Source organism: Zunongwangia mangrovi, from assembly GCF_900112105.1.
In the GTDB taxonomy this organism is placed as follows: Bacteria; Bacteroidota; Bacteroidia; order Flavobacteriales; family Flavobacteriaceae; genus Zunongwangia; species Zunongwangia mangrovi.
Window position 1 is genome coordinate 882,273 of sequence record NZ_FOKV01000001.1, and the last position, 25,672, is coordinate 907,944.

Annotated in this window: 22 protein-coding genes; 17 read left to right on the top strand and 5 right to left on the bottom strand. The window is 36.0% G+C overall.

What is annotated here, in order from left to right:
* The first annotated feature begins 119 nt into the window (after nucleotides 1-119).
* From BM201_RS04040 to BM201_RS04055, 4 genes are all read left to right on the top strand, one after another.
* Entirely contained in the window at nucleotides 120-1,682 is a 1,563-nt protein-coding gene (locus tag BM201_RS04040; RefSeq protein ID WP_092540081.1) for a tetratricopeptide repeat protein, read from the top strand.
* Nucleotides 1,683-1,847: 165 nt separating this feature from the next.
* Entirely contained in the window at nucleotides 1,848-4,703 is a 2,856-nt protein-coding gene (locus BM201_RS04045) for a TonB-dependent receptor (protein ID WP_175486972.1), read from the top strand.
* Nucleotides 4,704-4,804: 101 nt separating this feature from the next.
* Nucleotides 4,805-5,833 (top strand): phytase, encoded by a 1,029-nt coding sequence (locus BM201_RS04050; RefSeq protein ID WP_092540631.1) that lies wholly within the window; start codon nucleotides 4,805-4,807, stop codon nucleotides 5,831-5,833.
* Nucleotides 5,834-6,094: 261 nt separating this feature from the next.
* Nucleotides 6,095-6,439 carry a Dabb family protein gene (locus BM201_RS04055; protein ID WP_092540082.1) on the top strand — a complete coding sequence of 115 codons (345 nt, stop codon included), beginning with the start codon at nucleotides 6,095-6,097 and terminating at the stop codon, nucleotides 6,437-6,439.
* A gap of 94 nt (nucleotides 6,440-6,533) precedes the next feature.
* Here the strand turns inward: BM201_RS04055 and BM201_RS04060 are convergent, their stop codons facing one another.
* Nucleotides 6,534-7,550 (bottom strand): hypothetical protein, encoded by a 1,017-nt coding sequence (locus BM201_RS04060; RefSeq protein WP_092540083.1) that lies wholly within the window; start codon nucleotides 7,548-7,550, stop codon nucleotides 6,534-6,536.
* A 230-nt stretch (nucleotides 7,551-7,780) separates the two neighbouring features.
* Between BM201_RS04060 and BM201_RS04065 the strand changes: the two genes are divergently transcribed.
* Nucleotides 7,781-8,233, top strand: a complete 453-nt coding sequence (locus BM201_RS04065) for a hypothetical protein (protein ID WP_092540084.1) — start codon at nucleotides 7,781-7,783, stop codon at nucleotides 8,231-8,233.
* 74 nt (nucleotides 8,234-8,307) lie between these two features.
* Here the strand turns inward: BM201_RS04065 and ahcY are convergent, their stop codons facing one another.
* The gene (gene ahcY / locus BM201_RS04070; protein ID WP_092540085.1) at nucleotides 8,308-9,624 is read right to left on the bottom strand and encodes an adenosylhomocysteinase; all 1,317 of its coding nucleotides are present in this window, start codon (nucleotides 9,622-9,624) and stop codon (nucleotides 8,308-8,310) included.
* A 61-nt stretch (nucleotides 9,625-9,685) separates the two neighbouring features.
* Between ahcY and BM201_RS04075 the strand changes: the two genes are divergently transcribed.
* Both BM201_RS04075 and BM201_RS04080 read left to right on the top strand, forming a co-directional pair.
* Nucleotides 9,686-10,318: a 4'-phosphopantetheinyl transferase family protein gene (locus BM201_RS04075; RefSeq protein WP_092540086.1), complete on the top strand. Its 633-nt coding sequence runs from the start codon at nucleotides 9,686-9,688 to the stop codon at nucleotides 10,316-10,318.
* A 5-nt stretch (nucleotides 10,319-10,323) separates the two neighbouring features.
* Nucleotides 10,324-11,031, top strand: a complete 708-nt coding sequence (locus tag BM201_RS04080; RefSeq protein WP_092540087.1) for a phosphoglycerol geranylgeranyltransferase — start codon at nucleotides 10,324-10,326, stop codon at nucleotides 11,029-11,031.
* A 172-nt stretch (nucleotides 11,032-11,203) separates the two neighbouring features.
* Here the strand turns inward: BM201_RS04080 and BM201_RS04085 are convergent, their stop codons facing one another.
* The gene (locus tag BM201_RS04085; protein WP_092540088.1) at nucleotides 11,204-12,091 is read right to left on the bottom strand and encodes an SDR family oxidoreductase; all 888 of its coding nucleotides are present in this window, start codon (nucleotides 12,089-12,091) and stop codon (nucleotides 11,204-11,206) included.
* A 141-nt stretch (nucleotides 12,092-12,232) separates the two neighbouring features.
* Between BM201_RS04085 and BM201_RS04090 the strand changes: the two genes are divergently transcribed.
* From BM201_RS04090 to BM201_RS04120, 7 genes are all read left to right on the top strand, one after another.
* Nucleotides 12,233-12,601, top strand: coding sequence for a winged helix-turn-helix transcriptional regulator (locus BM201_RS04090; protein ID WP_092540089.1), 369 nt, complete (start codon nucleotides 12,233-12,235; stop codon nucleotides 12,599-12,601).
* Nucleotides 12,602-12,678: 77 nt separating this feature from the next.
* Entirely contained in the window at nucleotides 12,679-12,864 is a 186-nt protein-coding gene (locus BM201_RS04095; protein ID WP_139219123.1) for a hypothetical protein, read from the top strand.
* Nucleotides 12,865-12,868: 4 nt separating this feature from the next.
* A complete protein-coding gene (pnuC, locus tag BM201_RS04100) occupies nucleotides 12,869-13,498 on the top strand; it encodes a nicotinamide riboside transporter PnuC (RefSeq protein ID WP_175486973.1) in 630 nt (209 codons plus the stop codon).
* A 382-nt stretch (nucleotides 13,499-13,880) separates the two neighbouring features.
* Nucleotides 13,881-15,419, top strand: coding sequence for a DUF4301 family protein (locus BM201_RS04105; RefSeq protein ID WP_092540091.1), 1,539 nt, complete (start codon nucleotides 13,881-13,883; stop codon nucleotides 15,417-15,419).
* The gene (arfB, locus tag BM201_RS04110) at nucleotides 15,412-15,816 is read left to right on the top strand and encodes an alternative ribosome rescue aminoacyl-tRNA hydrolase ArfB (protein ID WP_092540092.1); all 405 of its coding nucleotides are present in this window, start codon (nucleotides 15,412-15,414) and stop codon (nucleotides 15,814-15,816) included. Before BM201_RS04105 ends, arfB begins: the two co-directional genes overlap by 8 nt.
* Nucleotides 15,817-16,436: 620 nt before the next feature.
* Nucleotides 16,437-16,778 (top strand): hypothetical protein, encoded by a 342-nt coding sequence (locus tag BM201_RS04115; protein WP_092540093.1) that lies wholly within the window; start codon nucleotides 16,437-16,439, stop codon nucleotides 16,776-16,778.
* 335 nt (nucleotides 16,779-17,113) lie between these two features.
* A complete protein-coding gene (locus BM201_RS04120; RefSeq protein WP_092540094.1) occupies nucleotides 17,114-18,463 on the top strand; it encodes a sigma-54-dependent transcriptional regulator in 1,350 nt (449 codons plus the stop codon).
* On the opposite strand, the gene BM201_RS04125 is transcribed toward BM201_RS04120, so the two are convergent.
* Complete coding sequence (locus BM201_RS04125) at nucleotides 18,453-20,900, bottom strand: hybrid sensor histidine kinase/response regulator (protein ID WP_092540095.1); 2,448 nt, start codon at nucleotides 20,898-20,900, stop codon at nucleotides 18,453-18,455. The genes BM201_RS04120 and BM201_RS04125 overlap by 11 nt on opposite strands.
* A gap of 286 nt (nucleotides 20,901-21,186) precedes the next feature.
* Between BM201_RS04125 and BM201_RS04130 the strand changes: the two genes are divergently transcribed.
* Nucleotides 21,187-23,586, top strand: coding sequence for a TonB-dependent receptor (locus BM201_RS04130; protein WP_092540096.1), 2,400 nt, complete (start codon nucleotides 21,187-21,189; stop codon nucleotides 23,584-23,586).
* Nucleotides 23,587-23,953: 367 nt separating this feature from the next.
* Here the strand turns inward: BM201_RS04130 and BM201_RS04135 are convergent, their stop codons facing one another.
* Complete coding sequence (locus BM201_RS04135) at nucleotides 23,954-24,403, bottom strand: Rieske (2Fe-2S) protein (protein ID WP_092540097.1); 450 nt, start codon at nucleotides 24,401-24,403, stop codon at nucleotides 23,954-23,956.
* Between the two features lie 292 nt (nucleotides 24,404-24,695).
* Here BM201_RS04135 and greA point away from each other — a divergent pair, with 292 nt between their 5' ends.
* Together greA and BM201_RS04145 are read left to right on the top strand one after the other, a co-directional pair.
* Complete coding sequence (gene greA / locus BM201_RS04140; protein ID WP_084841214.1) at nucleotides 24,696-25,172, top strand: transcription elongation factor GreA; 477 nt, start codon at nucleotides 24,696-24,698, stop codon at nucleotides 25,170-25,172.
* A gap of 109 nt (nucleotides 25,173-25,281) precedes the next feature.
* Entirely contained in the window at nucleotides 25,282-25,671 is a 390-nt protein-coding gene (locus BM201_RS04145; RefSeq protein ID WP_092540098.1) for an HIT family protein, read from the top strand.
* The last annotated feature ends 1 nt before the right edge of the window (nucleotide 25,672 follow it).

Below are 25,672 nucleotides of genomic sequence, written 5' to 3' on the forward strand. Positions count from 1 at the left end.
GCGATGCTGTTTATCAGTTATTTTGGAGGATTTGATAATCAATTTTACAGTTTTATAATAAATAGCTAACTATAACTTTAATTTCAGAGAGTATATTTCAGGTTTTCTAAAGTTGTTTTATGAAAGCTCTTCTCTCACTCTTCTTTCTTTTAATGTTTAACCTAATGCTGAGTCAAAATGCGTCGATTCAGTATAACGATTCCTTGTTCTTTGAATACAAAGGAGAACTTAATAAAGCCATTGAAGAAGGAAGTACATCGAAAATCGCCAAAAAATACGTCCAACTTGGGGATTATTATCATTCGGTCGAAATCAATACTCAGGCGATCGAGCAGTATAATCAGGCGCTTTCAATAATAGAAGGTGGTTTTCCTAAGCTAGAAGCAGATATTAAAAATAAGATAGGTCTTTCGTATATCAACCTGAAAAATTATGCGAAATCACGAGAATATCTAAATGGAAGCATTGATATTTCCGAAGAAAAAAATCTAAAACAGCAACTTGCACTGGCCGAAAGCCTTGTAGGTACCACTTACGAGAAGCAAGGCAATTATCTGAAAGCTTTAGATCACCAAAACAAGAGTTTAGAACTTTATACTGAAGCTAAAGATCGTTTGGGAATTGCGATCGTGAATGAAAATATTGGTAGTGTTTACGAAGATCTGGAGCAGTTTGAAAAAGCACTTAAATTCTTTACAATATCGAATACTGTTTTTAGCGAGCTTAATCACAAAGCGCGAATTAATGTAGTAAATAATCTGGCAGACGTTTATCGTAAAACGGGTGATTATGAAAATGCGATGATCTATACAAATAGGGCCTTAAAGCTGGCTGAATTATTTGAGGATCATCATCAAATAGAAAGTGCGCATAAAGATTTGGCGAGATTGTATGCTTTAATGGGCGAATTTAAAAAAGCTTACGATCATCGATTAATATATGAACAATTGCAGGAAGAGGGCTTTTATTCGCAGAATTTTAGGCAGCTGAATACGCTACAAACCATTTTTGATACTAAACAAAAGGAATCTGAGATTGCTTTATTAAAACAGGAAAATAAAGTGAGCGAAGCCAATCAAAATCTATTGATTTTTGGAGTTGCACTTTTACTATTATTAAGTGGGATTTCATTTTTCTTTTATAATAGAAAACGACAGGAATCGGCTAAGCTTCAGGCGTACGAACAGAAATTGCTAAAAGTAGAATTGGATCGAAAGGCAATTGAAGAGAAAAAACTTCAGGATGAAATTCGGTTAAAAACGGCATCGCTTTCAAAATACAGTCTTAATATGGCGCAAAAGAACAAGATGATTGCAGAGACTTCTTCAACATTACAAAATCTAGCTTCCAGATCGTCGATGGATCCTGTTCCTAAAATTAAAAGCCTGGCCAGGGAATTGGATAAAAGTCTTGCTGAAGAACAGGAGTGGGACGAGTTTATGAGTTTCTTCCAGGAAATACACCCGCAATTTGTAAAACAGCTGTCAAAGCGTGCGACTTCAAAATTATCTTCAACCGAGTTGAGATTGGCAATGTTGCTTCGGCTTAATTTATCTTCAAAAGAAATTGCAGCGATTTTAAGAGTAACACCGGATAGTGTTCGTGTAGCGCGTTATCGCTTAAGAAGAAAACTGCCTATAGAACAAAAGCAGGAATTAGTGAATTTTATGCTTCAATTTTAAAGAAAATCGGCCTCTTTTTAGAGAAGGTTACTGTAATGTAAAGAAATCTTAATTGTTGCCTTGATGTAGCTGTTAAAAAATGATTTGTTAACTCTTTGTTGCTATAGCTTTTTAGAGGTAAAGCCTTGTAATATATAGTTTTGGAGTATTATTAAAATCAAAATAATGAATCGAAAAAACTACTTTAAACTTTTACTTGTAACGCTTTTTGTAGCTTTAAATTTCAGTTTTACGCAGGCGCAAACAGGTGCAATTAAGGGTAACATTGCAGATGAAACCGGAATTTATGTTCCTGGTGCAGAAGTGATGATTCCCGAGATCAATAAAGGAACTACAACCGACTTTGATGGAAATTTTACACTGGTAGAAATTCCTGAAGGAACTTATACTTTGGTTGTAAAATATATGGGATATGAAGATTTGAATAAAGAAGTTACGGTGACATCAAACCAAACTTTAGATGTAGATCTTGTTTTAAATTCTTCGACCACAACTCTAGAAACGGTGCAATTATTAGGTGGTGGTTTAAGTGCCCAGGCTCGAGCACTAAACGCACAAAAAAACAGGCCGAATATCACCAATATCGTCTCTACAGAGCAAATTGGTAAATTTCCAGATGCTAATATTGGTGATGCTGTAAAGCGAATTCCAGGGATTACCATGCAGGTAGACCAGGGGGAAGCACGTAATATTATTGTAAGAGGTTTGGCGCCACAACTTAACTCGGTTACCCTTAATGGTAGCCGTATACCTTCGGCTGAAGGTGATAATAGAAATGTACAGATGGATCTTATTCCGTCTGATATGATCCAAACGATCGAAGTAAGCAAAGCGGTAACACCAGATATGGATGCCGATGCACTTGGTGGATCAGTAAACCTGGTAACCAGATCTGCACCAGAGGATTTTAGACTTGCGGCCACCGTAGGATCTGGGATCAACTTTATTACCGATAAACGAATTCTTAGCGGATCTTTCTTAGTGGGAGATCGTACTAAAGATGGGAAATTCGGCTTTATGGTTTCAGCATCTATTAATGATAACGATTTTGGATCTGATAATGTTGAAGCTGAATGGTCTAACGAATTTGAATATAACACCGGCCAGCAGGATGCAGAAGGAGAGGATATTTTGCAGGAGATGGATGTAAATCCTTATGCCAGCGCTTTTGAAATTAGAAAGTACTTAGTGCAACGTGTTAGAAGAAGTTTCTCGGCAAACTTAAACTACGATTTTAACGATAACAATAGTCTTTACTTTAAGTCGATGTACAACTGGCGTGACGATCGTGAAAATCGCTTTGCTTATGCTTCAGAGATTTTGGATGGTGAGGATATCAGCCAGGGAGATTTTACGATCACTAACGGGAATTTAGTTCGTTTTCCTGCGGAAGCTGAAAGAGAAACCAAAGGAGGTATTCCTGGAGGAAGAATCCAAAACCGAAGATTGGAAGATCAGCGTATGCAAAATTATACTTTAGGAGGAGATCATTTATTCGGGAATCTAAAGTTCGATTGGATGGGGTCTTACGCAAAAGCTTCAGAAGAACGTCCTAACGAGCGTTATATAAGCTGGGAAACCGAATATATAGTTGATAACGGGATTAACCCGGAAGAACCATTACAAACGCCGGTAAATACGGCTTCACCTTCAGACTTTGAATTAAAAGAGATTACAGAAGAGTATCAATATACCGAAGAAGAAGACATCAATGTTTTTGCGAATTTCGAGTTACCGGCAGACTTTTTTAATCAGGGATCTGGAATCGTAAAATTTGGAGTTAGAGGTCGTTTTAAAAATAAGAACAGAGATAATAATTTCTTTGAGTATGAACCAGAAAATGGTTTTGAAAATATGTCTCAGACCGATGTTATTAGAAAAGATGGAAACGATTTTCTTGCCGGTGAGCAATACCGTCCTGGCTTCTTTACTTCACCAGAATATTTAGGTTCTTTAGATCTAAATTCAGATCAATTTGGTAGTGAAGATCTTCCAGACGAATATCTTCAGGAGAATTTTGAAGCTGAAGAAAATGTGTATGCGGGTTACATCATGGCAAACCAAAACCTATCTAAAAACTTCTCGATCTTAGCGGGTGTGCGTTTAGAAGCGACCAATATTAGCAGTTTAGGAAATGAGTTGATTTTTAACGAAGATGGAGATTTTGAAGGAGCGACACCGGTTACAGACGAAAGTGATTATACGAATATTTTACCTAGTGTTCATTTAAAATATAATGTGAACAATAATACCATACTTCGTTTTGCCTGGACCAATACCTTAGCAAGACCAAATTATATCGATCTTGTGCCTTACCGTGCCGTAAATAACGAAGATGAAGAAATTTCTGTTGGAAATACAGATCTGGATCCTTCAACTTCAATGAACTTCGACTTTATGGCAGAGTATTATTTCAATTCTGTAGGAATTCTTTCAGGAGGTGTTTTTTATAAGGATATCGAAGATTTTGTATACACTTATATCAGTGAAGACGATGCAACCGGTTATGATCTTTTTCAACCTTTAAATGGGGATGAAGCCAACGTTTATGGTGCTGAGGTTTCTTTCCAAAGACAACTTAATTTCTTGCCGGGATTCGCTAAAAACTTCGGAATTTATCTTAATTACACCTATTTACATTCTGAAGCAAACGGAATTAGAAACGAAGATGGTGATCTAAGAGAAGATGAATTGTCTTTACCAGGTTCTTCGCCAAACATGTTTAATGGTTCACTTTCTTACTCAGATAAGCGTTTTAGTGCAAGACTTTCTGCAAACTTCTCTGATGCTTATTTAGATGAACTAGGCGGTAATGCTTTTGAAGATCGTTATTATGACGAACAATTCTTCTTAGATTTTAATATGTCTTATTCGATCAATAAGAACTTAAGAATTTTTGCAGATCTTAACAATATCACCAATCAGCCATTACGTTATTACCAGGGTGTTGCTAATCGTACCATGCAAATGGAGTATTACAGCCAGCGTTTAACTTTTGGTCTTAAATACGATCTGTACTAAAGCGCAAGCAATTCAGTAGAAAAAAATATTATTAAAAACATACAATTTTAAGTCTTGGCTTACCAGCCTGTAGATGGTACTTGAAATTCAAAAAAAATAAAATGAATAAAATAAAATCGATCCTAATATGCCTAATCTTAGCTTCATGTGGTACACAATTACCAGAAATTGCTCCAGATGTGGTTACAGAAAAAACATTGCATGACACCGACGATCCGGCAATTTGGGTAAATAGCGAAAACCCTGAAGAAAGTATCGTTTTTGGAACAGATAAAGATACAGATGGCGCAATTTACGCTTTCGATCTTGATGGAAAGATTATCGAATCTAAAACCATGAGAAACTTTAAGCGTCCTAACAATGTAGATGTTGAGTACGATGTAAAATTGAATGACAGCACGGTAACCGATATTATGATTTTTACTGAAAGAGAACGTGAGCAGATTAGAATTTTTTCGGTACCAGATATGAAGCCTTTAGATAACGGTGGTTTTAAAGTATTTCAGGATACTCGTGAGAACGAAATGAGTCTGCCAATGGGAATTTCGATCTATAGATCACCAAAATCGGGAAAAATCTATGCGATCGTTGGTCGTAAAAATGGTCCTAAAGAAGGTTATTTGCATCAAATAGAATTAGAGCCTGCAGGAGATCACTTAGCACCAAAAGTAGTGCGTGAATTTGGAATGTTCAGTGGAAAAAAAGAGATCGAAGCTATTGCAGTAGACGACGAACTTGGATTTATTTACTGCTCTGATGAAGGTCACGGAATTAGAAAATATTATGCCGAGCCAGAGATGGGTGATGAAGAATTAGCCTTGTTTGGCGGTGAGCATTTTACAGATGATATCGAGGGTATCGCTATTTCAATTTATCCAAACGGAAAAGGACAGATCATTGTTTCAGATCAGCAGGAAGGAACTTTTAATTTCTTCAGTAGAGAAGATAATAGTTTTGAGTATGCATTAAATTTAGGAACTACAGAAACTGATGGTTGTGAAGTAACCACCGCAGCTTTAGGTGATAAATTTCCTAATGGTTTGTTTGTTTCTATGAATGATAATGATGAAAAGAATTTCTTTTATCACGATCTAAGCAGATTAAAAGAGCCGGTTAAGGCTGAAGAATAAATGTTTGATTCTGAAGAAAAGTGTCGGTAAGCTTTATGTTTGCCGGCATTTTTTGATTTTAAAGTTCAGTCTAATCCCTCATGGAGTTTTTTAATTCCTCTAGGCTTGTCTCCAATTCTCGATTCGTATCTGGCGGGCGTGATCTGAGCTTCTTAATTTGAAGTTTAAAAATTGTACTTTTAAGCAAACTGAAATTCGATAAAAATGAAGACAATTTTTAAAATATGCCTTGGGCTTTTTTTCTGCCTAAACTTTAGTAATATGAAAGCACAGGAAGCAACACCAGAATTCGATAAGAACTTTACCCATGTGGTTTATTTTTGGCTTAATAATCCGGATAGCGAGCAGGATAGAGCCGATTTTCTAAAATCACTGAATAAATTTATGGAAAACAGTCTTTATGCAAAGACTAAATTTATCGGAGAGCCGGCGGGAACACCAAGAGAAGTTGTTGATGGATCGTTTACCTATTCTTTAATACTTAGTTTTCCTTCAAAAGAGATTCAGGATAAATACCAGAAGGAGAAAGCACATTTAAAATTCATCGAAGAATCGGAACATTTGTGGAAGCGAGTGCAGGTGTATGATTCGGTTGGGGTTAAGTAAAGTGGCTCAGGATATTCTACCCTTTGGCGGAGCCAATAAAAACAAAAAAATCCTCGCATTGCGAGGATTTTTTGTATTCAGAAATTATATAAAATTAGTCTTCAAAATATACAGCAGAAACTCCGCTTAACATATTGTTGATGGCAGGAGTAGCGTCTCCAGAGTCTTCATCTGAAAAAGCAAGAACTCTTCCGCCTCCGTTAGCTAATTCAGCTACGTAGATCATTCCAGAATCTTCATCATAAGAAACGTTTACAGGATTACCAAGCATAGTACTTGCTCCGGCAATTCTTACCTGCTCTTCTACAGCAAGCGTTGCTCCGTCTTCAGTATCATTGAATTTATCGTCAAAATCCATAATTACGTGTAATGCACCATCAGAATCTGAGTCTGCACTTCCAATATCAGACATGATCATTGTTCCATCATCATAATCTAAACCATGTGTTCTTACAATCCCTTCTAATGCGATCATTTTAGTCGCGTCTACCATTCCGTCTCCAGAATTAGAAAGGAAATTATCGAAACTTGCCAACATGTTAGTTTGATCTACAACAGCGTAAAGTGTATTTCCAACAAATTCTATTCCCCATACGTTAAAATCTACCATCACGGTATTTCTAAGCGTCATACCATCTGCAGTTCTTGTATAAATAAAGAAACGTCCGTTTGGAGTATCGTCATCGTCACCGTTGGTATCGGCATTATCGGCGATCACAACCATATCGTTTGATACAGCAATATCACGCGGACTCATAACATCGCTAGAACTTGTAAAGTCTGCCATAGCTTCGTTAGACATATCGTCCCACATGCTCACATCACTGTAAGACTGAATTTCTAGAGGATCTCTGGAAGCAACGATCAAGGCATCTGCATCGTCGTCGTAAATAATTCCTTCTGCATCGTTAGCATCAGAACTTACGGTATAAGAATCGCCAGTATCTAAGTTGTATCCAGCGATATTTCCAGAATGAGTTGTAGCAAAAAGCATAGGCGCATCTACTTCCATTCCATCGTCGGTTTCGATCATTGCATCATCGTCATCACTACAAGAGGCTAATGTAATTGTGGTTAAGCCTGCTAAAAAAAGGTGTTTAAAATTTTTCATAGATTGTTATTTTAGAACTTCTAAAATACGATTACGCATTCGATAATTTTTATCGAAAAAGTTGGTTTAACCTTAGATTGTGAAGGTTTAAAACTTTTTAACGCCTTCTGAAGAAATTGAGATTTCGAAATGAATAGGCGTTAACTTTATTACAACATTTAATTACTCTTTAGTCTAAAAATTACGCAACCTTTTGTTGTTTATAGTATCTAACTAACAAATCCTAAGAAATGAAAAGATTGTTTACACTTGTGTTTTGTGTTTTTTCGTTCATTTTAATCTCTTGCGATAAAGATGAGCCGGTACCTGAAGAATTTACTATAGAGCATTTTTTAGCTTCAGATTTTCCTCAGGAATGGGTAATAGTTGGGATTCGAACTTCAATGATCCCTAATGCCGAAATTATTAATGTTGAAGATGGTACAGAGTATTATATTTTTAATGAAGATTCTACGTTTCAGAAAAGAGCTGAAATTGAAGATGAATTAATCACAGCAGAAGGCACTTTTTTTATAGACGAGCGTGATTTTATAATTCTGGAATATTCTCAAGAATCTGCTCTAATAGCAAGTTGTAGCAACCAATCTAAGACAGAATTCCTACACTTTTCTGATAATCAATTAATAAATAGTAATGCTCTGAGTTGTGATGGTCTTTACTATTACTATAAAAAAGTAAAATGAAAATTATTCTGAAAAAGAAAAATCCCGTTCAGAAATGAGCGGGATTTTTTATAATTCTAGTCTCTAGTCTCTAATTAGTACCTGTAATATTCAGGTTTAAATGGTCCTTCAACCTCAACACCAATATATTTAGCCTGGTCTTCATCAAGTTTCGTTAATTCTACACCAATTTTTTCTAAGTGTAGTGCCGCAACTTTTTCATCTAAATGCTTAGGTAGCATATAAACTTTGTTTTCATACTTATCGGTGTTATTCCAAAGTTCGATTTGTGCCAAAGTTTGGTTTGTAAATGAGTTACTCATTACAAAACTTGGGTGACCTGTTGCACAACCAAGGTTTACCAAACGACCTTCAGCAAGAAGAATAATATCGTTACCATCTACAGTATATTTATCTACCTGTGGTTTAATTTCATCTTTAGTTTCACCGTAATTATTGTTTAACCAGGCAACATCAATTTCATTATCAAAATGCCCAATATTACATACGATGGTTTTATCTTTCATGGCTTTAAAGTGCTCACCACGAACGATATCTTTGTTTCCGGTAGTAGTGATCACGATATCAGCTTTTCCAACTACGGTTTCAAGACGTTTTACTTCAAAACCATCCATTGCAGCTTGTAATGCACAAATAGGATCAATTTCAGTAACAGTAATAATCGCACCGGTTCCTTTAAAAGAAGCAGCGGTACCTTTACCAACATCTCCGTAACCACAAACAACTACACGTTTACCAGCAAGCATAACATCTGTAGCACGACGAATAGCATCTACAGCACTCTCGCGACATCCAAATTTATTATCGAATTTAGATTTTGTAACCGAGTCGTTTACGTTTATCGCCGGCATAGGAAGTGTTCCGTTTTTCATACGCTCGTAAAGACGGTGAACTCCTGTAGTAGTTTCTTCAGAAAGTCCTTTAATATCTTTAGCAAGTTCTGGATACTTGTCTAAAACCATATTGGTAAGATCTCCACCATCATCTAAGATCATGTTAAGAGGTTTACGATCTTCACCAAAGAAAAGTGTTTGCTCGATACACCAGTCAAATTCTTCTTCATTCATTCCTTTCCATGCATACACAGGGATCCCAGCTTCAGCAATTGCAGCAGCAGCCTGATCTTGTGTAGAGAAAATATTACAAGAACTCCAGGTAACTTCAGCACCAAGAGCAACTAATGTTTCAATAAGAACAGCAGTTTGAATCGTCATATGTAAACAACCAGCGATGCGAGCACCTTTTAATGGCTGTTCTTCTTTATATTCTTCACGAAGCGCCATTAGTCCCGGCATTTCAGCTTCTGCCAGTTCAATCTCCTTACGTCCCCATGCAGCCAGGGAAATATCTTTTACTTTATACGCCGTATAAGGCACTGTATTCGTAGACATATTATTATATTTGATTATCTGTAATTAAAGCGCAAAAGTAATTAATATTTAATAAACTGGCATGCCTCTTTTCAAAACAATAACACCACGGGAAGGAACTAAAGTCTTCATTTGGAAGGTTGAAGAGTCTTTTGAGTGGCTTTGTGAGGGGATTTCGCTTACAGAACATTGCCGCGCAAGAGTATCTGGGATGAAATCTGAAATTCATCGAAGAGGTTTTATGAGCATTCGGCATTTGATGGCAGAAGCCGGTTATGTAGATCAGGATCTTTGGTATGATGATTTGGGAAAACCACATTTAAGTGATGATAAATATATTTCGATTACCCACTCATTTAATTTTACGGCCATTATTGTAAGTGATCGCCCTGTGGGGATCGATATTGAAAAACAACGCGATAAAATAATCAAGATTGCCAATAAATTTACGCCACTTAAAGAATATCACACGCTGGCAAACGAAGAAGCAATTATCAGGAAATTAACCATCGTTTGGGGCAGTAAAGAATCGATCTATAAAGTGCACGCCCAGCCGGGATTAGGCTTTTTAGAGCATATTTATATTAAAGATTTTGATTTTGAAGATGCCATTACTAGCGGAACTGTTACTTTTGAAGGCGAAAAAACCGAGTATGAACTGGAGTTCTTAGAATTTGAAGGATTTACCTGTGTTTATACGTTTCTGCTAAATTAAAATTGATGCCTACACTTTTAGATGCCATCATCCAAGCATCGAAATCCAATAAAAAACTACTTGCGGTTTTAATTGATCCTGAAAAGTTTTCTACGGAAAAATATGCCGATTTTATCGAAAATCTCCCCAAATCGGTTACTCATATTTTTATTGGAGGTAGCACCGTTACTGCAGAAGAATCTGAAGTTTGCGTAGACTTTGTAAAAGCTAAAACTAATTTACCGGTGATTCTGTTTCCCGGCGATAAAGAGCAGATCACCGAAAAAGCAGACGGTATTTTGTTACTAAGCTTGCTATCTGGTAGAAATCCTGAATATCTTATCGAGCAGCACATAAAAGCAGTGCCAAAATTGCTGAATGCTGATCTGGAAATTATTCCTACGGGATATTTATTGTTGGACGGCGGCAATCAAAGTGCTGTGGCCAGAGTGAGTAAAACGCAACCTATAGATCAAAGTAAAATAGAGCTGATCAAAAACACAGCACTAGCCGGACAAATGATGGGGAAACAATTGATCTATCTTGAAGCGGGAAGCGGAGCAATGATACCGGTTTCTGAACAGATAATCGCTGAGGTAAAAAAGGATTTAAATATTCCGCTAATTGTTGGTGGCGGTATTCGAAATACAAATCAATTAGAAAAGGCTTATAAAGCCGGAGCCGATTTAGTAGTGATAGGAACCGCTTTTGAAAATGGGGAATTTGAGACTTAGTATTAAGTAGTGAGTACAGAGTAGTGAGAAATTAAATGATATATTGTTGATAAGTCTTCAGCTAACAGCTTTCAGTAATAAGCTTTCAGCTTTTTTACCAACACATCAACAAATTAACTCATTAGCAAATTGTCTCAAATCTAATATCTCACTACTAAATACTCAATACTAACTAAGCGTAAACTTCGCCTAAAAATTCTTTTAAAGTCTGGGTTTTTCTGCCAAGTGCTTTTTCGATATCTGTTTTATCAAAATTAAATTCACCATTAGCAACTCCCTGGCTAAACATGCTTAACATTCCTACGATAGGATCTGGTAGGCCGGCAGCTTTCATTTGAGACTCAAATTCATCTACTTTTGGAGAAACATAAGCGATCTTTTCACCTAAAACTTCGGTTAGTATTTCACTGATCTCTTCAAAAGAAACCTGTTCACTTCCGTTAAATTCGTAGATCTTATTGGTGTAATCTTCAGGAGAAACAAGAATATTTGCTTCAGCTTCAGCAAAATCTTTTCTTGGAACAAATGCTACTTTTCCATTTTCGGTTGGTAAGTAAACAGATTTTGTTTTCAATAATTGCTCTTTATCACCAATAAACATTGGTACTACTTCGCTGTAAAGATTATGTCTTAGAATTGTATAATCTAAGCCAGAATTTAAAATAGCTTCTTCAGTTTGTGCGTGTCCGCTTACTACTGGATCTAAAGGAGCGTCTTTACTTTCAGTTTTTCTAACTGAACTGGTGTAGAAAATGTGTTTTACGTTTGCAGCTTTAGCAGCTTCAACCACATTTTTGTGTTGTTGTAAACGAGCACCAAGATCGTTACCGGAGATTAAAAATACCTGCTCTATACCTTCAAAAGCGGCAGTTAGTTTTTCTAAGTTTTCGTAATCAGCAACACGAATATCCAAACCTTGAGATTGGTATTCTTTTACGATGTCTTTTTCAGTATCCCTTACTAAAACAGCAATGTTACTTACTTCAGTTTTACTTTTAAGTGCGTTTACAAGAAGTTGTCCTAAACTTCCGGTTGCACCGGTGATTAATGTCTTTTTCATTTCAATTTTATTTAATTACTAATAGAAATTTAGTTACTTTTGGTAAGTAAAAGTAATGTTTGTTCTACTTTTAAACAAGAAGTTTCGGTTAAGTAAATAACTTACCTTGAAGTTATTAATATTGAAAATCAGTGGTTTAAAATGAAAAAAAATGAAATAAATTTTGCAGAGGCCGAAAGTTGCCCGGTTAGAAATATCTTAGATCGTTTTGGAGATAAATGGTCTACACTGGTTATTTTGATTTTAGGGAATTACGATAAGCTTCGATTTAACGAATTACAGAAAATGATTGGTACGGTATCTCAAAAAATGCTGGCGGTAACTCTAAAAAAGTTAGAAGCAGATGGTTTAGTAACCAGAAAAGTGTATCCGCAGGTGCCACCAAAAGTAGAATATTCGCTTACCGAACTTGGTTTAAGTTTGTTACCAAAAATAGAAAGCCTGGTGCAATGGGCTAATGAGAATATGGTTGAAATTACCGAAAATCGATCTTTAAGCGGGGTGAAATAAGTACGTATTTTCTTTCGGGATTAAGGGATGTCGTAGATTTTATTATGCTTATTTTTGAAGAATTTAGAATGATATTCATGCAAGTTTTTTTAAACCATAATCAGTCGGTTTTTGATTTCGATTTTATTCCTAGTTTTTATGAGGCTGGTAAATCTTCAATTTTAGAAATTATAAAAAAAGCTTTTAAAATTATCGAATTTCAGGTTGCTGTATGTAGGCCATTTTATACTGAAAATCTAAGTTTAAAATCATTCAGTTTATAGGATTATGGAGCAGATTTCTGATTTTTTTCTGGATTACTACGAGGGAGCAGCCGCATTGAATATTATTCTTGAAGCTATTGTCTTCATTTTTGGGATCTTAAGTGTTTATTACTCTAAAAAAGAGAATATTTACGTGTACCCAACTGGGTTAATTGCAACTGTAATAACCGTTTACTTATTGTTTAAGGCTGAATATTATGGAGATATGATGATGAATTTCTATTATTCGGTAATGAGTATTTATGGCTGGATCAACTGGGCGAGGAAAAAGGATGGCGAGCCGGTAGTTCCAATTACACGAACAAACGCGAAGGAGAAATTGGTCGGTTTTGGGATGTTTTTGTTAACCATGATCGTTACTTATGCGGTATATCGTGCTTTCGATTACGAAATAAAAACAGCGAATTATTTCGATATTTTCACTTCAGGAGTGTTTTTCACTGCGATGTGGTATATGGCGATTAAGAAGTTAGAAAACTGGACGCTCTGGATCTTTGCCGATCTTATTACTGTTCCCTTATACGCCTATCGTGGCTTGGGAATGCTTTCTTTGCAATACGTGATTTTTACAATTTTGGCTATCCAGGGATATTTAGTCTGGAAGAGAAATTTAGGAAGTCATGTTGATTCCTAACGAACTCAACATTCCAGATAAAGTGGTACGCAAGTCTTTAAATTTTATGTTAAGGCTAGGTGATATTGGTTGAAACTTAGCAGGATTTTTTATTCGACTAAAGTGCTGTTAAGAAGCTGTTTAAAAACCTTTATGGAATCTTCAAATTATTAAATATGCGTTAATAGAGGCCTAAAAAGTCTATTTTTTAACGTATATTGACAAGCCTTAGAATTTTACTATCGGTGTAAAAAATCTGAGTAAAAAGGAGCAAAGTTCTTCAAATTTCAGTGTTCCTCAAAAAAATCAAATAATGTAGATAAGAAATTAAAAAGTGGTCAATAAGAACGGCTGCAAATTATAATATCAACAATTAATCAACTAACTAAAAACTAACAAAACCGTGAATTTTAACGAATCAGACATCCTGCAAATTCAGGACAAGGGATTAAGTACTGAAGAAGTAAATAGACAGATCGAAATTTTTAAGCGAGGGAATATTAAAGTAGATATTCAGGAAGCTGCGACGATAGGGAATGGAATTTCAGCCATCTCAGATGAAGCAAGAACTGAATATATTCGTGATTTCGAGCACAAAAAAGAAGGGCTTGATTTGCTAAAATTCGTGCCAGCATCTGGAGCAGCAACAAGAATGTTCAAAGCACTTCATAATTTCGTAGCAGAATTTGATCCTAAAGAAAAAGAATTACGCGAATATCTGGACGAAAAAGGAGATTCTAGCCTACAATTATTTTTTACGCATATAGAAAAGCTTCCTTTTTATAAGGATGCGGTCGCTGCGGCAAAAGAAGATAATAGCGATTTTGATGAGCTTAGTAACGATGAGCAAAAAAAGTTAATTGCTGAAAATGTACTTTATGCCAAAGGACTTGGGTTGAGCGATCTACCAAAAGGTTTGGTGCCATTCCACAAATATGATAATGTTGTTGTAACTGCTTTTGAAGAACATCTTTATGAAGCTGCGAAATATGCTGAAAGTAAAGGAGTGGTAAAATCACACTTTACTGTTGGACAAAGTGATAAGGAAAAATTTGAAGCTGAATTCGATAAAGTTCAAAGTAGAGTTGAAGAGAAAACAGGTTCTAAGTTCGAAATTACCTATTCTTACCAGGATCCAAAAACCGATACGATTGCTGTAGACGATGAAAACACACCTTTTAGAACAGAAGAAGGTGGAATGTTCTTTCGTCCTGGCGGGCACGGAGCATTGATCGATAACCTAAATCAACAGGATGCCGATCTTATCTTCGTTAAAAATATTGATAATGTAGTAACCTGGTCTAACCTTGGTGATGTTGTAGATTACAAAAAGATGTTGGCGGGTAAACTTTTAGAATTGAAAGCAAAAGCTTTTTGTTTGATCGAGAAGCTTCAGTCTAGCCCATCTGATGAGGATGTAAAGGAGGCGTCAACATTTCTTGCTGAAGAACTATTCGTAAAGTCTCTAACAGGATCTGAGTCGGCTTCAGAATTATTAGAAAAATTAGATCGTCCGCTTAGAATTTGCGGAATGGTGAAGAATGAAGGAGAGCCAGGTGGAGGTCCGTTTTTGGTTAAAGATGAAGAGGGAGAAGTATCCTTACAAATCATAGAAGGAGCTCAAATAGATGACGATAACCCAGAACAGGTGAAAATCGTTAAAGAATCTACACATTTTAACCCTGTGGATATCGTTTGTAGTGTTAGAAAAGCAGATGGAACCACTTACGATCTTGATAAATATGTAGATCCAAACATGAGCTTTATTGCAAATAAAACCAAAGATGGGAAACCACTAAAAGCACTGGAGCGTCCTGGTTTATGGAATGGTGCCATGGCAAAGTGGAATACTGTTTTTGTTGAAGTACCTGTAACCACATTTAATCCGGTAAAAACAGTGGCAGATCTTTTAAAAGAGAGTCACCAGCCATTAAATGATTAATCAGGAAGATTTAATAAAAGAACTCGACTTTAGAGCTGTAAAAAGTAGTGGTCCCGGTGGGCAACACGTTAACAAAACAGCTTCTAAAGTCGAGTTGTATTTTGATATAGCAGCATCTTCTGTACTTTCTGAAGTTCAAAAAGAGCGCTTGCTAAAAACATTTTCTACAAGAATTACCAAAGACCAGGTTCTTATTCTTCAAAATGGTAATTCTAGAAGTCAGCATAAAAATAAAGATGCCGTGATTGGTCAGTTTATAGACATGATCAAATCTGGCACGAAAGCTCCAAAAGTTCGAAAAAGAACAAAGCCCGGAAAAATGGCTAAACTAAAAAGGCTGAGAGCGAAGAAGATTCAGTCTGAGAAAAAACAGAATCGAAAAGATCCATTAAAATAAAACTGTGTAAAAATTCTACACCTGTGGAATTTTGATGTGTAGAATTCTACAGTTTTGATTATTCAATATTCTACACTTTTGAGCTCAATTTGTTTAAATGTAAGGGTTTAAGTAAGTTTTTAGCCTGTAGGCGTTATGGCACGATTTTGCCTTATATTAAAGTAGTTAGGGTTATTGAAGGATTTTGAATAACTAACACAGCAGTAAACAGCTGTTGTATAATTTAGATTTTCGGATTAAAAGAGGCTGTGGTGGCCTCTTTTTTTAGAAAAACCATCCATTGCTTCTTTTTGAATCTATAAAAGTGGTTTCGCTTTGAGATTCGTTGTTATTCGTGTTAATTTTTAAAACCATTATTTTGAAGTGTTATAAAATGAAAAAGCTATTTAGGCTTTCACACATTTCAAAATTGCTTGCTGCGCATCATTTCTACATAATGATTTCTTAAAACCTCATAATTTCTACAAAACTTTCAAATTTCAGATTTTTCATATTTATTCCAATATTATGAATGTCAGTGTTTTATGTGCCGTCTTCGTCATTAGGTACAGTTTTTTCTTTATAATTATCAACCATAAGAAACTAAGAAACCAACACTATTTACATAAAAACTAACTATTATGAAAAAATCAGTTTTCTCGGTAATGGCAATCGCAGGATTGTTTTTTGCCACTCAGACCATGCATGCGCAGGAAGAACCAGTTGAAGAAACTAAAGAAGAAGTAGAAGTAGCACCAGAAATGGTAGGCTTCGAAATGATCGATATTTTAGCTTTACCACAGCCCGTTAAAGATGCAACGATGACAGAGTTTAATGCAGTAGCATCTGAAGCTTGGGTTAAACTTGAAAATGAGAAGAAAATTTACAAACTAAACGTAGCCGTAGATGGTGAGGTAAAAACTGTTTATGCTACAGCAGATGGAGAATGGCTAAAGGAAGATGAAGTAATTGATGCCAACTAGTATTAGCGTATTGAAATAGCATTAATAATGATGTTAAAGTGATGCCGAGTTACGAAGATTCCAACTTTGCGGCGGCGGATTCGAATCGGTTAGTGAGTGTTTTTAGGGCAATCTTAATACTACTAACTAACACATATAGGAAAGTCTGTAAGAATACATATTAAATTTGGCGATTTTTTCTAACCGATTCCCCGTTTAAAATGGGAGTAAACTTTTAGGTTATATTCTAATTTAGATTAAAAGGAGGTCTTTCACGGCCTCTTTTTTTATATTTTCTTTTTACGTAATTGGGTATATGTTTCATAAATTTGTGAACTCTCTATTAAAATTAGATTATGCCAAAGATTCTCATAGTAGAAGACGATGTTCCCTTCGGTACCATGCTTAAAACATTTTTGTCTAAAAGAGGTTACGAAGCAGAACTTTGTTTCTCGGGTAATGATGCATTAAAATTAATTTCTAAATCTGAATTCAATCTTGTTCTTACCGATGTAAGACTTCCAGATAATGATGGCTTAGATATTTTAAAAGAGGTAAAATCTAATAATCCTTCTACCCAGGTTATCGTAATGACAAGTTATGCTGAAATAAGTATGGCAGTTCAGGCAATGAAGGATGGTGCTTTTGATTATGTGAGTAAACCTTTTAGGCCAGAGTCGATTTTGCAAACTATAGAGAATGCTTTAGATACTGAAGTTGTAGCACAAAAGATTCCAAAAAAGCGAACAACTAAGACTAAGGAAGAGAAGGTAGATAATAGCGCGCAGTATATAAAAGGAGTTAGTGATGCCTCCAGAAAACTCAATGATTACATCGAACTTGTGGCGCCAACAAACATGTCGGTTTTGATCACCGGTGAAAGTGGTACAGGTAAAGAAAATGTAGCAAAGAGCATTCACCGTCAAAGTAAACGTAAAGATGCTCCATTTATCGCGGTAGATTGTGGTGCAATTCCAAAAGAAATTGCTTCCAGTGAATTTTTTGGGCATATAAAAGGTTCTTTTACGGGGGCAATTAATGATAAAACTGGGCATTTTAAAGCGGCCAATGGCGGTACTTTATTTCTAGATGAAATAGGAAATTTAAGCTACGAACTGCAGGTACAACTATTAAGAGCATTGCAGGAACGCAGAATTAAACCTGTTGGAAGTAATAAAGAAATTGAGGTTGATATTCGTGTGGTAACCGCTACAAACGAAGATCTTTCTCAAGCTGTAAAAGATGGAGAGTTTAGAGAAGATCTTTATCACCGTTTAAATGAATTTTCTGTAAAAGTACCTTCCCTAAAAGATCGAAAAGAAGATCTTATGCTTTTTGCAGATCACTTTTTAGAAGAGGCAAATACCGAATTAGAAAAAGAAGTGGTTGGCTTTACTGATGATGCCGTAGAAGCTTTTAAAAATTACTCTTGGCCAGGGAATCTTCGTGAATTAAAGAATATGGTAAAACGTGCTGTGCTACTTACTCAGGATAAATTAATTCCAATGAAAGTCTTGCCACACGAAATTGCAACTGCAGAAAAAAGCGAAGAGGATTACGGGCTTTTTAAAAACAAGAACGAAGAGAAACTAATTCTGGAAGCTTTAGAAAAAACGGGAGGTAATAAAAGTAAAGCGGCAAGAATGCTATCAATAGATCGTAAAACGCTTTATAATAAATTGAAGCAGTACGATATTAAACTGTAACTTCAGACTCCAATTCTCTTAATACCCTTTGTAATTGCTGGATCAATTGGTCAATTTCAGCATCAGAGACATTGGCTTTCTTTTCTAAGCGTTCTAAAACCGGGATCACAGGGGTGATTCTCATTTGTTTTAGCATCGGTAACATTTTGTGTGCTATCTGGCCAATAGCTTCATAATTACCTTCGTTTTTGTGGAATTTTATTTTCTCAATATTTTCTTCTGAACTTTCTAAGAATGCTTTGATGATGATAAACATCGCTTCCTTGTCTTCGCCAGAAAACATATAAATGTCCTCAAGATTATAAAATTCATTTTGCTGAGGTACAAAATCGTCTTTAAAAACAAGCGCTTTTTCTTTAGTTTTTGGTTCGATATTAAAAACCTCGCTTATTTTTAATAAAAGATCCTTTGGTTTAAAAGGTTTGGTGAGCTTCGCGGTAAAACCGGTAAGCGTATACACTTCATCCTTCATATCGGTCCGGCCCGATAAGGCAATAACCGGAGTTTTATAAAGGTTCTCATCTTTTTTGATCGAATTCATTAGCTGAAAACCATCCATTATCGGCATTTGGATATCGGTAAGGATTAAATCATATCGATTTTCATCCAAAAGTGCCAATGCTTTTTTACCATTTTCAGCAGTATCGAATTCTAGGTTATGGCTTTTTAGAAATTCTAAGGTAAGTGCTAATTGCGCCGGTTCATCATCGACAACCAAAACTTTTTTATTTCCGAAGTCGATATTCGATGTTTTTCGAGTCAGTTTTTTTTCTTTCTCTGCAAGTGGTTTCTTCTTAATTTTAGATTGCTCTACCGGGATGATGATGGTGAATTCACTTCCTTCACCCTGTTCACTTTGCAGGCTAATTTCACCTTTTAGTAAAGAAGTAAGGCTCCTGGTGATTGTAAGTCCAAGCCCGGTGCCACCGTATTTTTTCTCGATCCCACTATTTTCCTGGCTAAATTCTTCAAAAATGATCTCTTGCTTTTCTTTTGAAATACCAATTCCGGTATCTTTTACCTTGATGATTAATTCCTGAGATTCTTTTATTTTTTGCTGAATTCCAGCAGTGACGATAATTTTTCCTTTTTCAGTAAACTTAAAAGCATTGGTTACCAGGTTGGCGATAATTTGCTTTATTCTGAAGGGATCACTTAAATATTGCGCATCGGCTTCTTCAGAAATATCAATAATCACCTCCAAATCTTTATTTAAACTGGCAGGAACATTATTTTGTACGGTGTCTGTAATTAGTTTTTTAGGATTGAAAGGTAAATTTTCAACCGACATTTTTCCGGCTTCAAGTTTCGATAGATCCAGAAGATCATTTACCAAGTGAAGAATAAAATCTGAAGATTTATTAATTTGGCTTAGGTAGTGACGCTGCTTATTGCCAAGTTGAGTTTTGTTTATCAATTCAGAATAGCCAATTACCGTATTTAAGGGAGATCTAAGATCGTGGGTGATCGCCGCCATAAGCTGTTCCCTTCTTTTTAAAAGGGTTTCGGCAAAATTCTTGGCTTCTTCCAATTCGATTCGGTATTGCTGGCTACGCCCAACATCTCGAATAATTAGCATTAAAAATAACAGGATCACGATTACACAAACAATACCTGAAATCATGATTATTGATACGGTATCCTCTAAAGTTTGTTGTGCTTTTTCAGTTCTTTCTAAAGAAGCTTCCCGCTCATCCTGTTCGATATTGGCTAAGATTTTTCTTAGTTGCTGGTTAAGCACCATATCATTATCCAGCAGATCATTTTCCTTTTCAATGATCGTATTTCTAAACCTAAGATTCGCTTTTTGAAAATCGTTTAAAACTTTTTTCACTGAATTCACCAACGAATCTGCCGTTTGGTTGGTCAAGGATTGTGCATTATCCGCGCGGGCATATTCCAGCCATTTTACTAAAACTCTTTTTTGGTAGGGTTCTAAGTCATTAAAGCGATCGTCGTAACCCTGGTTAGATTCAAAGCTTTCATTTACACGATTAAGCTCCTCCATTACCTGTTTATAGTAATTCGTGCTTCGTTCTTGCTCACGAAGATCTACTAAGGCTTCAAGGTTTTCGGTTTTAAGATCCAGTAATTTATAGATGCTATCCAGCTCGGTATGCAGTTTGTTTTCCCCATAAGCTTCATCTAATTCAACCAAATTCATCTTAATCGAATCCAGTTGTGCCTGGTATAAAACAATATCTTCTTTAGTGCCGGTTTGGATTAGGCGACGGCTAACATTTTCAGTTTCATAAAGATCGCTTGTAATTTCACTTACCAAAAATAGTTGGGCGTTGTTGCTACTATTGCTCTGCGCCATATTGCTAAAAATTACTACCCGGTTATAAATAAACCAAACGGCAACAACAACCAAAGCAGCGGTAAGTAGATAACCGGCAACAACTTTTAGGGTGATGGATCTTTTTGTGTTTTGCATAGCTTTTTCGCGATTCTCAAAAATAAGCCATTTAAATCAATTGCAATAATTGTGCATAATCAAAAAAAGCTTTCTACATTTGCAGCAAATCTCATAAGGGGTGCCCTTCGGGCTGAGATTATACCCAATGAACCTGGGCAGGTAATGCTGCCAAGGGATAAGGTGCAAAGCGCACTACAGCACTCCTGAATATGCTCCAAAATTGAAATTGGAGAAATTCAGGATTTATTTTTTAACCAAATTTTTAATGGAATAATGGCCCCTTTTATTCGTAAACATTTTACGAATGAAAAACATATTATTCAGTTTTTTAACCATGCTCTGTGGATTTGCAGCGATGGCGCAGCAATACCAACTAACAGGGAAAGTTACGAGAGAAGGTGAAGCTTTAAGTGGCGTTTCAGTCTACACAACAACTAAAAAATCGGGTACGATCACCGATGATTCCGGAAATTACAAACTAACTTTAGATGAAGGAACTCACACGATTCAGTTTGTGTACGGCAATCGAAAATCTTTTGATATCGATCTTACGTCAGATATGGTTTTGGATGTAGATCTTAGTGGTTTAGAAGAAGCTTTAAGTGAAGTCTTTTTACAATCTATACGTGTAGATGCAGATTCGCCAATTACCTACAGTAATTTAACCAATGAAGAAATCGAGGAAAGAAATCTTGGACAGGATATCCCGGTTTTGATGAATTACCTGCCTTCTGTAGTAACTACCACAGATGCCGGAAATGGGATTGGTTATACCGGGATTAGGGTTCGTGGTAGTGATGCCACTAGAACCAATGTAACTATTAATGGTGTGCCGTATAACGATGCTGAAAGTCAGGGGACTTTCTGGGTAAACCTGGGTGATTTTGCTTCATCTACAGAGAATATCCAGTTGCAACGTGGTGTAGGAACTTCTACCAATGGGGCTGGTGCTTTTGGGGCTAGCATAAATATTCTAACCGATAAATATAACGAAGAAGCTTCAGCTGAAGTTGCTAACAGTTACGGTTCGTATAATACGCATAAACATACTGCAAAATTCAGTACAGGTTTATTTAATGATCACTGGGAATTTTCTGGGAGAGCTTCTTTGATTAAAAGTGATGGATATATCGATAGAGCAGAATCTGAGCTTAAATCATATTTCCTTCAGGGAAGTTATGTAGATGGCGGAACTTTGGTAAAGGCACTAATGTTTGGCGGAAAAGAAAGAACTTACCAGGCCTGGTATGGGATCGATGCTTCAACTTTAGAAAGTGATAGAACGTATAATCCGGCAGGAGAATATACCGATGAGGACGGGAATGTGAGGTATTACGACAATCAAACCGATAATTACCAGCAGGATCATTACCAGTTACTGTGGAATCAAACGTTCAATAAAAACTGGTCGTCTAATTTTGCTTTGCATTATACCTACGGGAGAGGTTATTACGAGGAGTACGAGGAAGATGCAAGTCTAAACGCATTTGGATTGCCAAATTTTATGACAGATGGGTCAGAAGTTACCACATCAGATCTTGTAAATACAAGCTGGTTAGATAATCATTTCTACGGAACTACTTTTAGTTTAAATTATCAAAACACTACGGTAGATGCCATTTTTGGTGGTGGCTGGAACCGTTATGATGGTGACCATTTTGGCGAAGTGATCTATACAAGATTTGCTAGAAATAACGATCCATACGAGCCGTTTTATGAAAATAATGCCGTTAAAACAGATTTTAATATCTATACCAAAGCCACGGTTTCTATCACAGATAGGTTTGCTGTTTATGGAGATTTGCAGTTAAGAACCATTAATTACGAAGGTAGCGGCCCAACACAAGAAGTTGCTAATTTCCCTATCGATGCAAATTTCGATTTCTTTAATCCAAAAGGAGGCTTTACTTATCAATTCAACGAGGAAAATCAGTTATATGGATCTGTAGCCGTGGCGCATCGCGAACCTTCACGATCTGATTACGAAGATGCTTTTGAAAATGATGAGGTTGCTCCAACTGAAGAGCAACTGGTCGATTACGAATTAGGTTGGCGTTTTAAGTCGGGAAAAAACCAGGTGAATACCAATCTTTATTTTATGAATTATAAAGATCAATTAGTGCTTACCGGAGAAATTGATGAAGAAGGTGCAGCTATTCGTAAAAACAGTGGAGAAAGTTACCGATTAGGTTTAGAGGTCGATGCAAATATCTGGGTGAATAAATGGTTGAGTTTACGCCCGAACATCGCAGTAAGCCGAAATAGAAATAGAGATTTTGTAGCGGTTTTTGATGGTGCTCAGCAAAACTTTGGAGATACCGAGATTTCATTTTCTCCTAATATCGTAGCCGGAAACATGATACGTGTTTCCCTGGTTAAAAATCTTCAGCTAAACTTTTTGAGTAAATATGTTGGCGAGCAATATATGAGCAATCTAGAGTTAGAAGGATCTAAACTGGATTCTTATTTCGTGAACGATCTTAATATTCAATATGTTTGGGAAAATGCTCCTTTATTTAAAGAGGTGGTTTTTACAGGTTTGGTAAACAATATTTTTGGTGAAGAGTATGTGTCTAATGGTTATTTCTATACCTACGATGTGGAAGATCCAGATATGCCAAATGGCGTACAAACTTTAGGCGGAGCAGGATATTACCCACAAGCAACGACAAACTTTTTAGCCGGAGTTACTCTAAGATTTTAAATTTTGTTTGTTTTATTGGCACCGCCAAAGGGTATAATACTTCGAAGCTTGCCTCGAAATTAAAAATTTATTTTTAACGAGTGCCTTGTGGTTTTGTCCCAAGATACTTTATTATAGTTCTGAATGCCTGAAATTTGAAAAAATCTTCAGGCATTTTTATTGGCACCGCCAAAGGCTATAATGTTCCTGGGTAGTTTACTGTTTGAATTTTACCATTATTGGTTTGATAGCTTCTAAAATTTGAGTTGTAATTTATCTAATTTTGTTAGTGAATTTGCGTACCGTTTAAACTTGAGTTTTTGAGAATCCTTATCTCAATTTTTTCAAAAAGGCATCAGATGCTACTCCGGGTAATTTTAGAAAATAATTAGTTAGAAATAATTAGTCTTATAGATTGACCTTGTTGAATTTTCTCTACGCGATAAGCTTTCATAGCATATTCGCCATCACCTTCTACTTGTTCACCAGTCACAATGTTGTAAACATTTCCTTCGCAACTACAGGTAGCTTCAATGCCGTTCATTGTCATTCCTGGGCAATCTTCATCTGGTACATGATTAGGATCACTTAATTCGTAAGCCAGGTAAAGGTCGTTATTTACATTGTAAATCACTACGCCGCCAATTCCTGCAAGATCATCGTAGATCGCAATTTGATTTCCGGGAAAATTAAGTTGATTGTATTGTGGCAGATCCAAATTTAACTGTAATCTAAAATTTATATCGACTAAATTTGGGTTGTTATTACGGCCATCGTCACTACTGGAACAGCCTGTAATTAAAATGCTTAATAGGCTGAAAAATAAAAAACGCTTCATTCAATTTCTTTTTTTATCGCAAATGTAAATTTCTTATATTTGTTAGTATCAATCCCATTATAGGTGGGATTTTTTTATTAATAAACAGTAATCTAATGATCATGCAGCTTTTAAATACGAAGTTCGCAGTCAAGCCGCGGGACTTTATACATCTCCTTTAGTTGAATATCTTTTTATTCACTAAGCCTTTTTAAAAAGGCCATTAGATTAAAACAATCATTAAAAACATATTATTTTTTGGAAACAGGCCTCTCAATAAAGGCCCTTTACCAATTATAAAAACGACGAAGTTATGAGTAAAGTATCTTACTACACTGCAGAAGGACTGAAAAAATTAAGGGATGAATTAAATCAACTTAAAGATGTAGAGCGTCCAAGAGCCTCTGAAGCTATTGCTGAAGCTAGGGATAAAGGGGATTTGAGTGAGAATGCAGAATATGACGCAGCAAAAGAAGCGCAGGGACTTTTAGAAATGAAAATTGCAAAATTAGAAGAAGTCGTTGCTAATGCACGTGTGATTGATGAGTCCCAATTAGATACTTCTAAGGTGCTAATCCATTCTCATGTAAAGATCAAAAATCAAAGTAATGGGGCAGAAGTTAAATATAAACTGGTAGCCCAAAGTGAAGCCGACCTTAAAACGGGTAAGATTTCTGTAGATTCTCCTATAGGTAAAGGTTTATTAGGTAAAAAGGTTGGTGAGGTTGCAGATATTGCTGTGCCTAGCGGTGTGATGAAATTCGAGGTTTTAGAGATATGGCGTGAATAAGTGCCCGTAAACTTTTAATTAAGATATATCAAAGTCCTTTTCTTAATCTTTTAACGGAGATTCAGGAAAAGGATTTTTAATTTTATAATACTAATCAAAACAATCAATTATGGCCAGTTTATTTACGAAAATAGTTAAGGGAGAGATTCCTGCATATAAAATTGCAGAGGATAGCCAGTTTCTGGCTTTTTTAGATATTCGCCCAAATTGTAAAGGACATACGCTTTGTATTCCGAAGAGGGAAGTAGATTATATTTTTGATATGGAAGAACAAATGTATATGGAGCTTATGCGTTTTTCCAGAAAAGTAGCACTGGCATTAGAGAAAACAGTGCCTTGTAAGCGTGTTGGAGTTGCTGTCGTTGGTCTTGAAGTGCCACATACGCATGTACATTTAATTCCGCTTAACGATATGAGTGATATGGATTTTGCGAATCATTACGAAATGAGTGACGATGAGTTTAAAGAATTGGCAGAATCTATACACGTAAACTTATAAG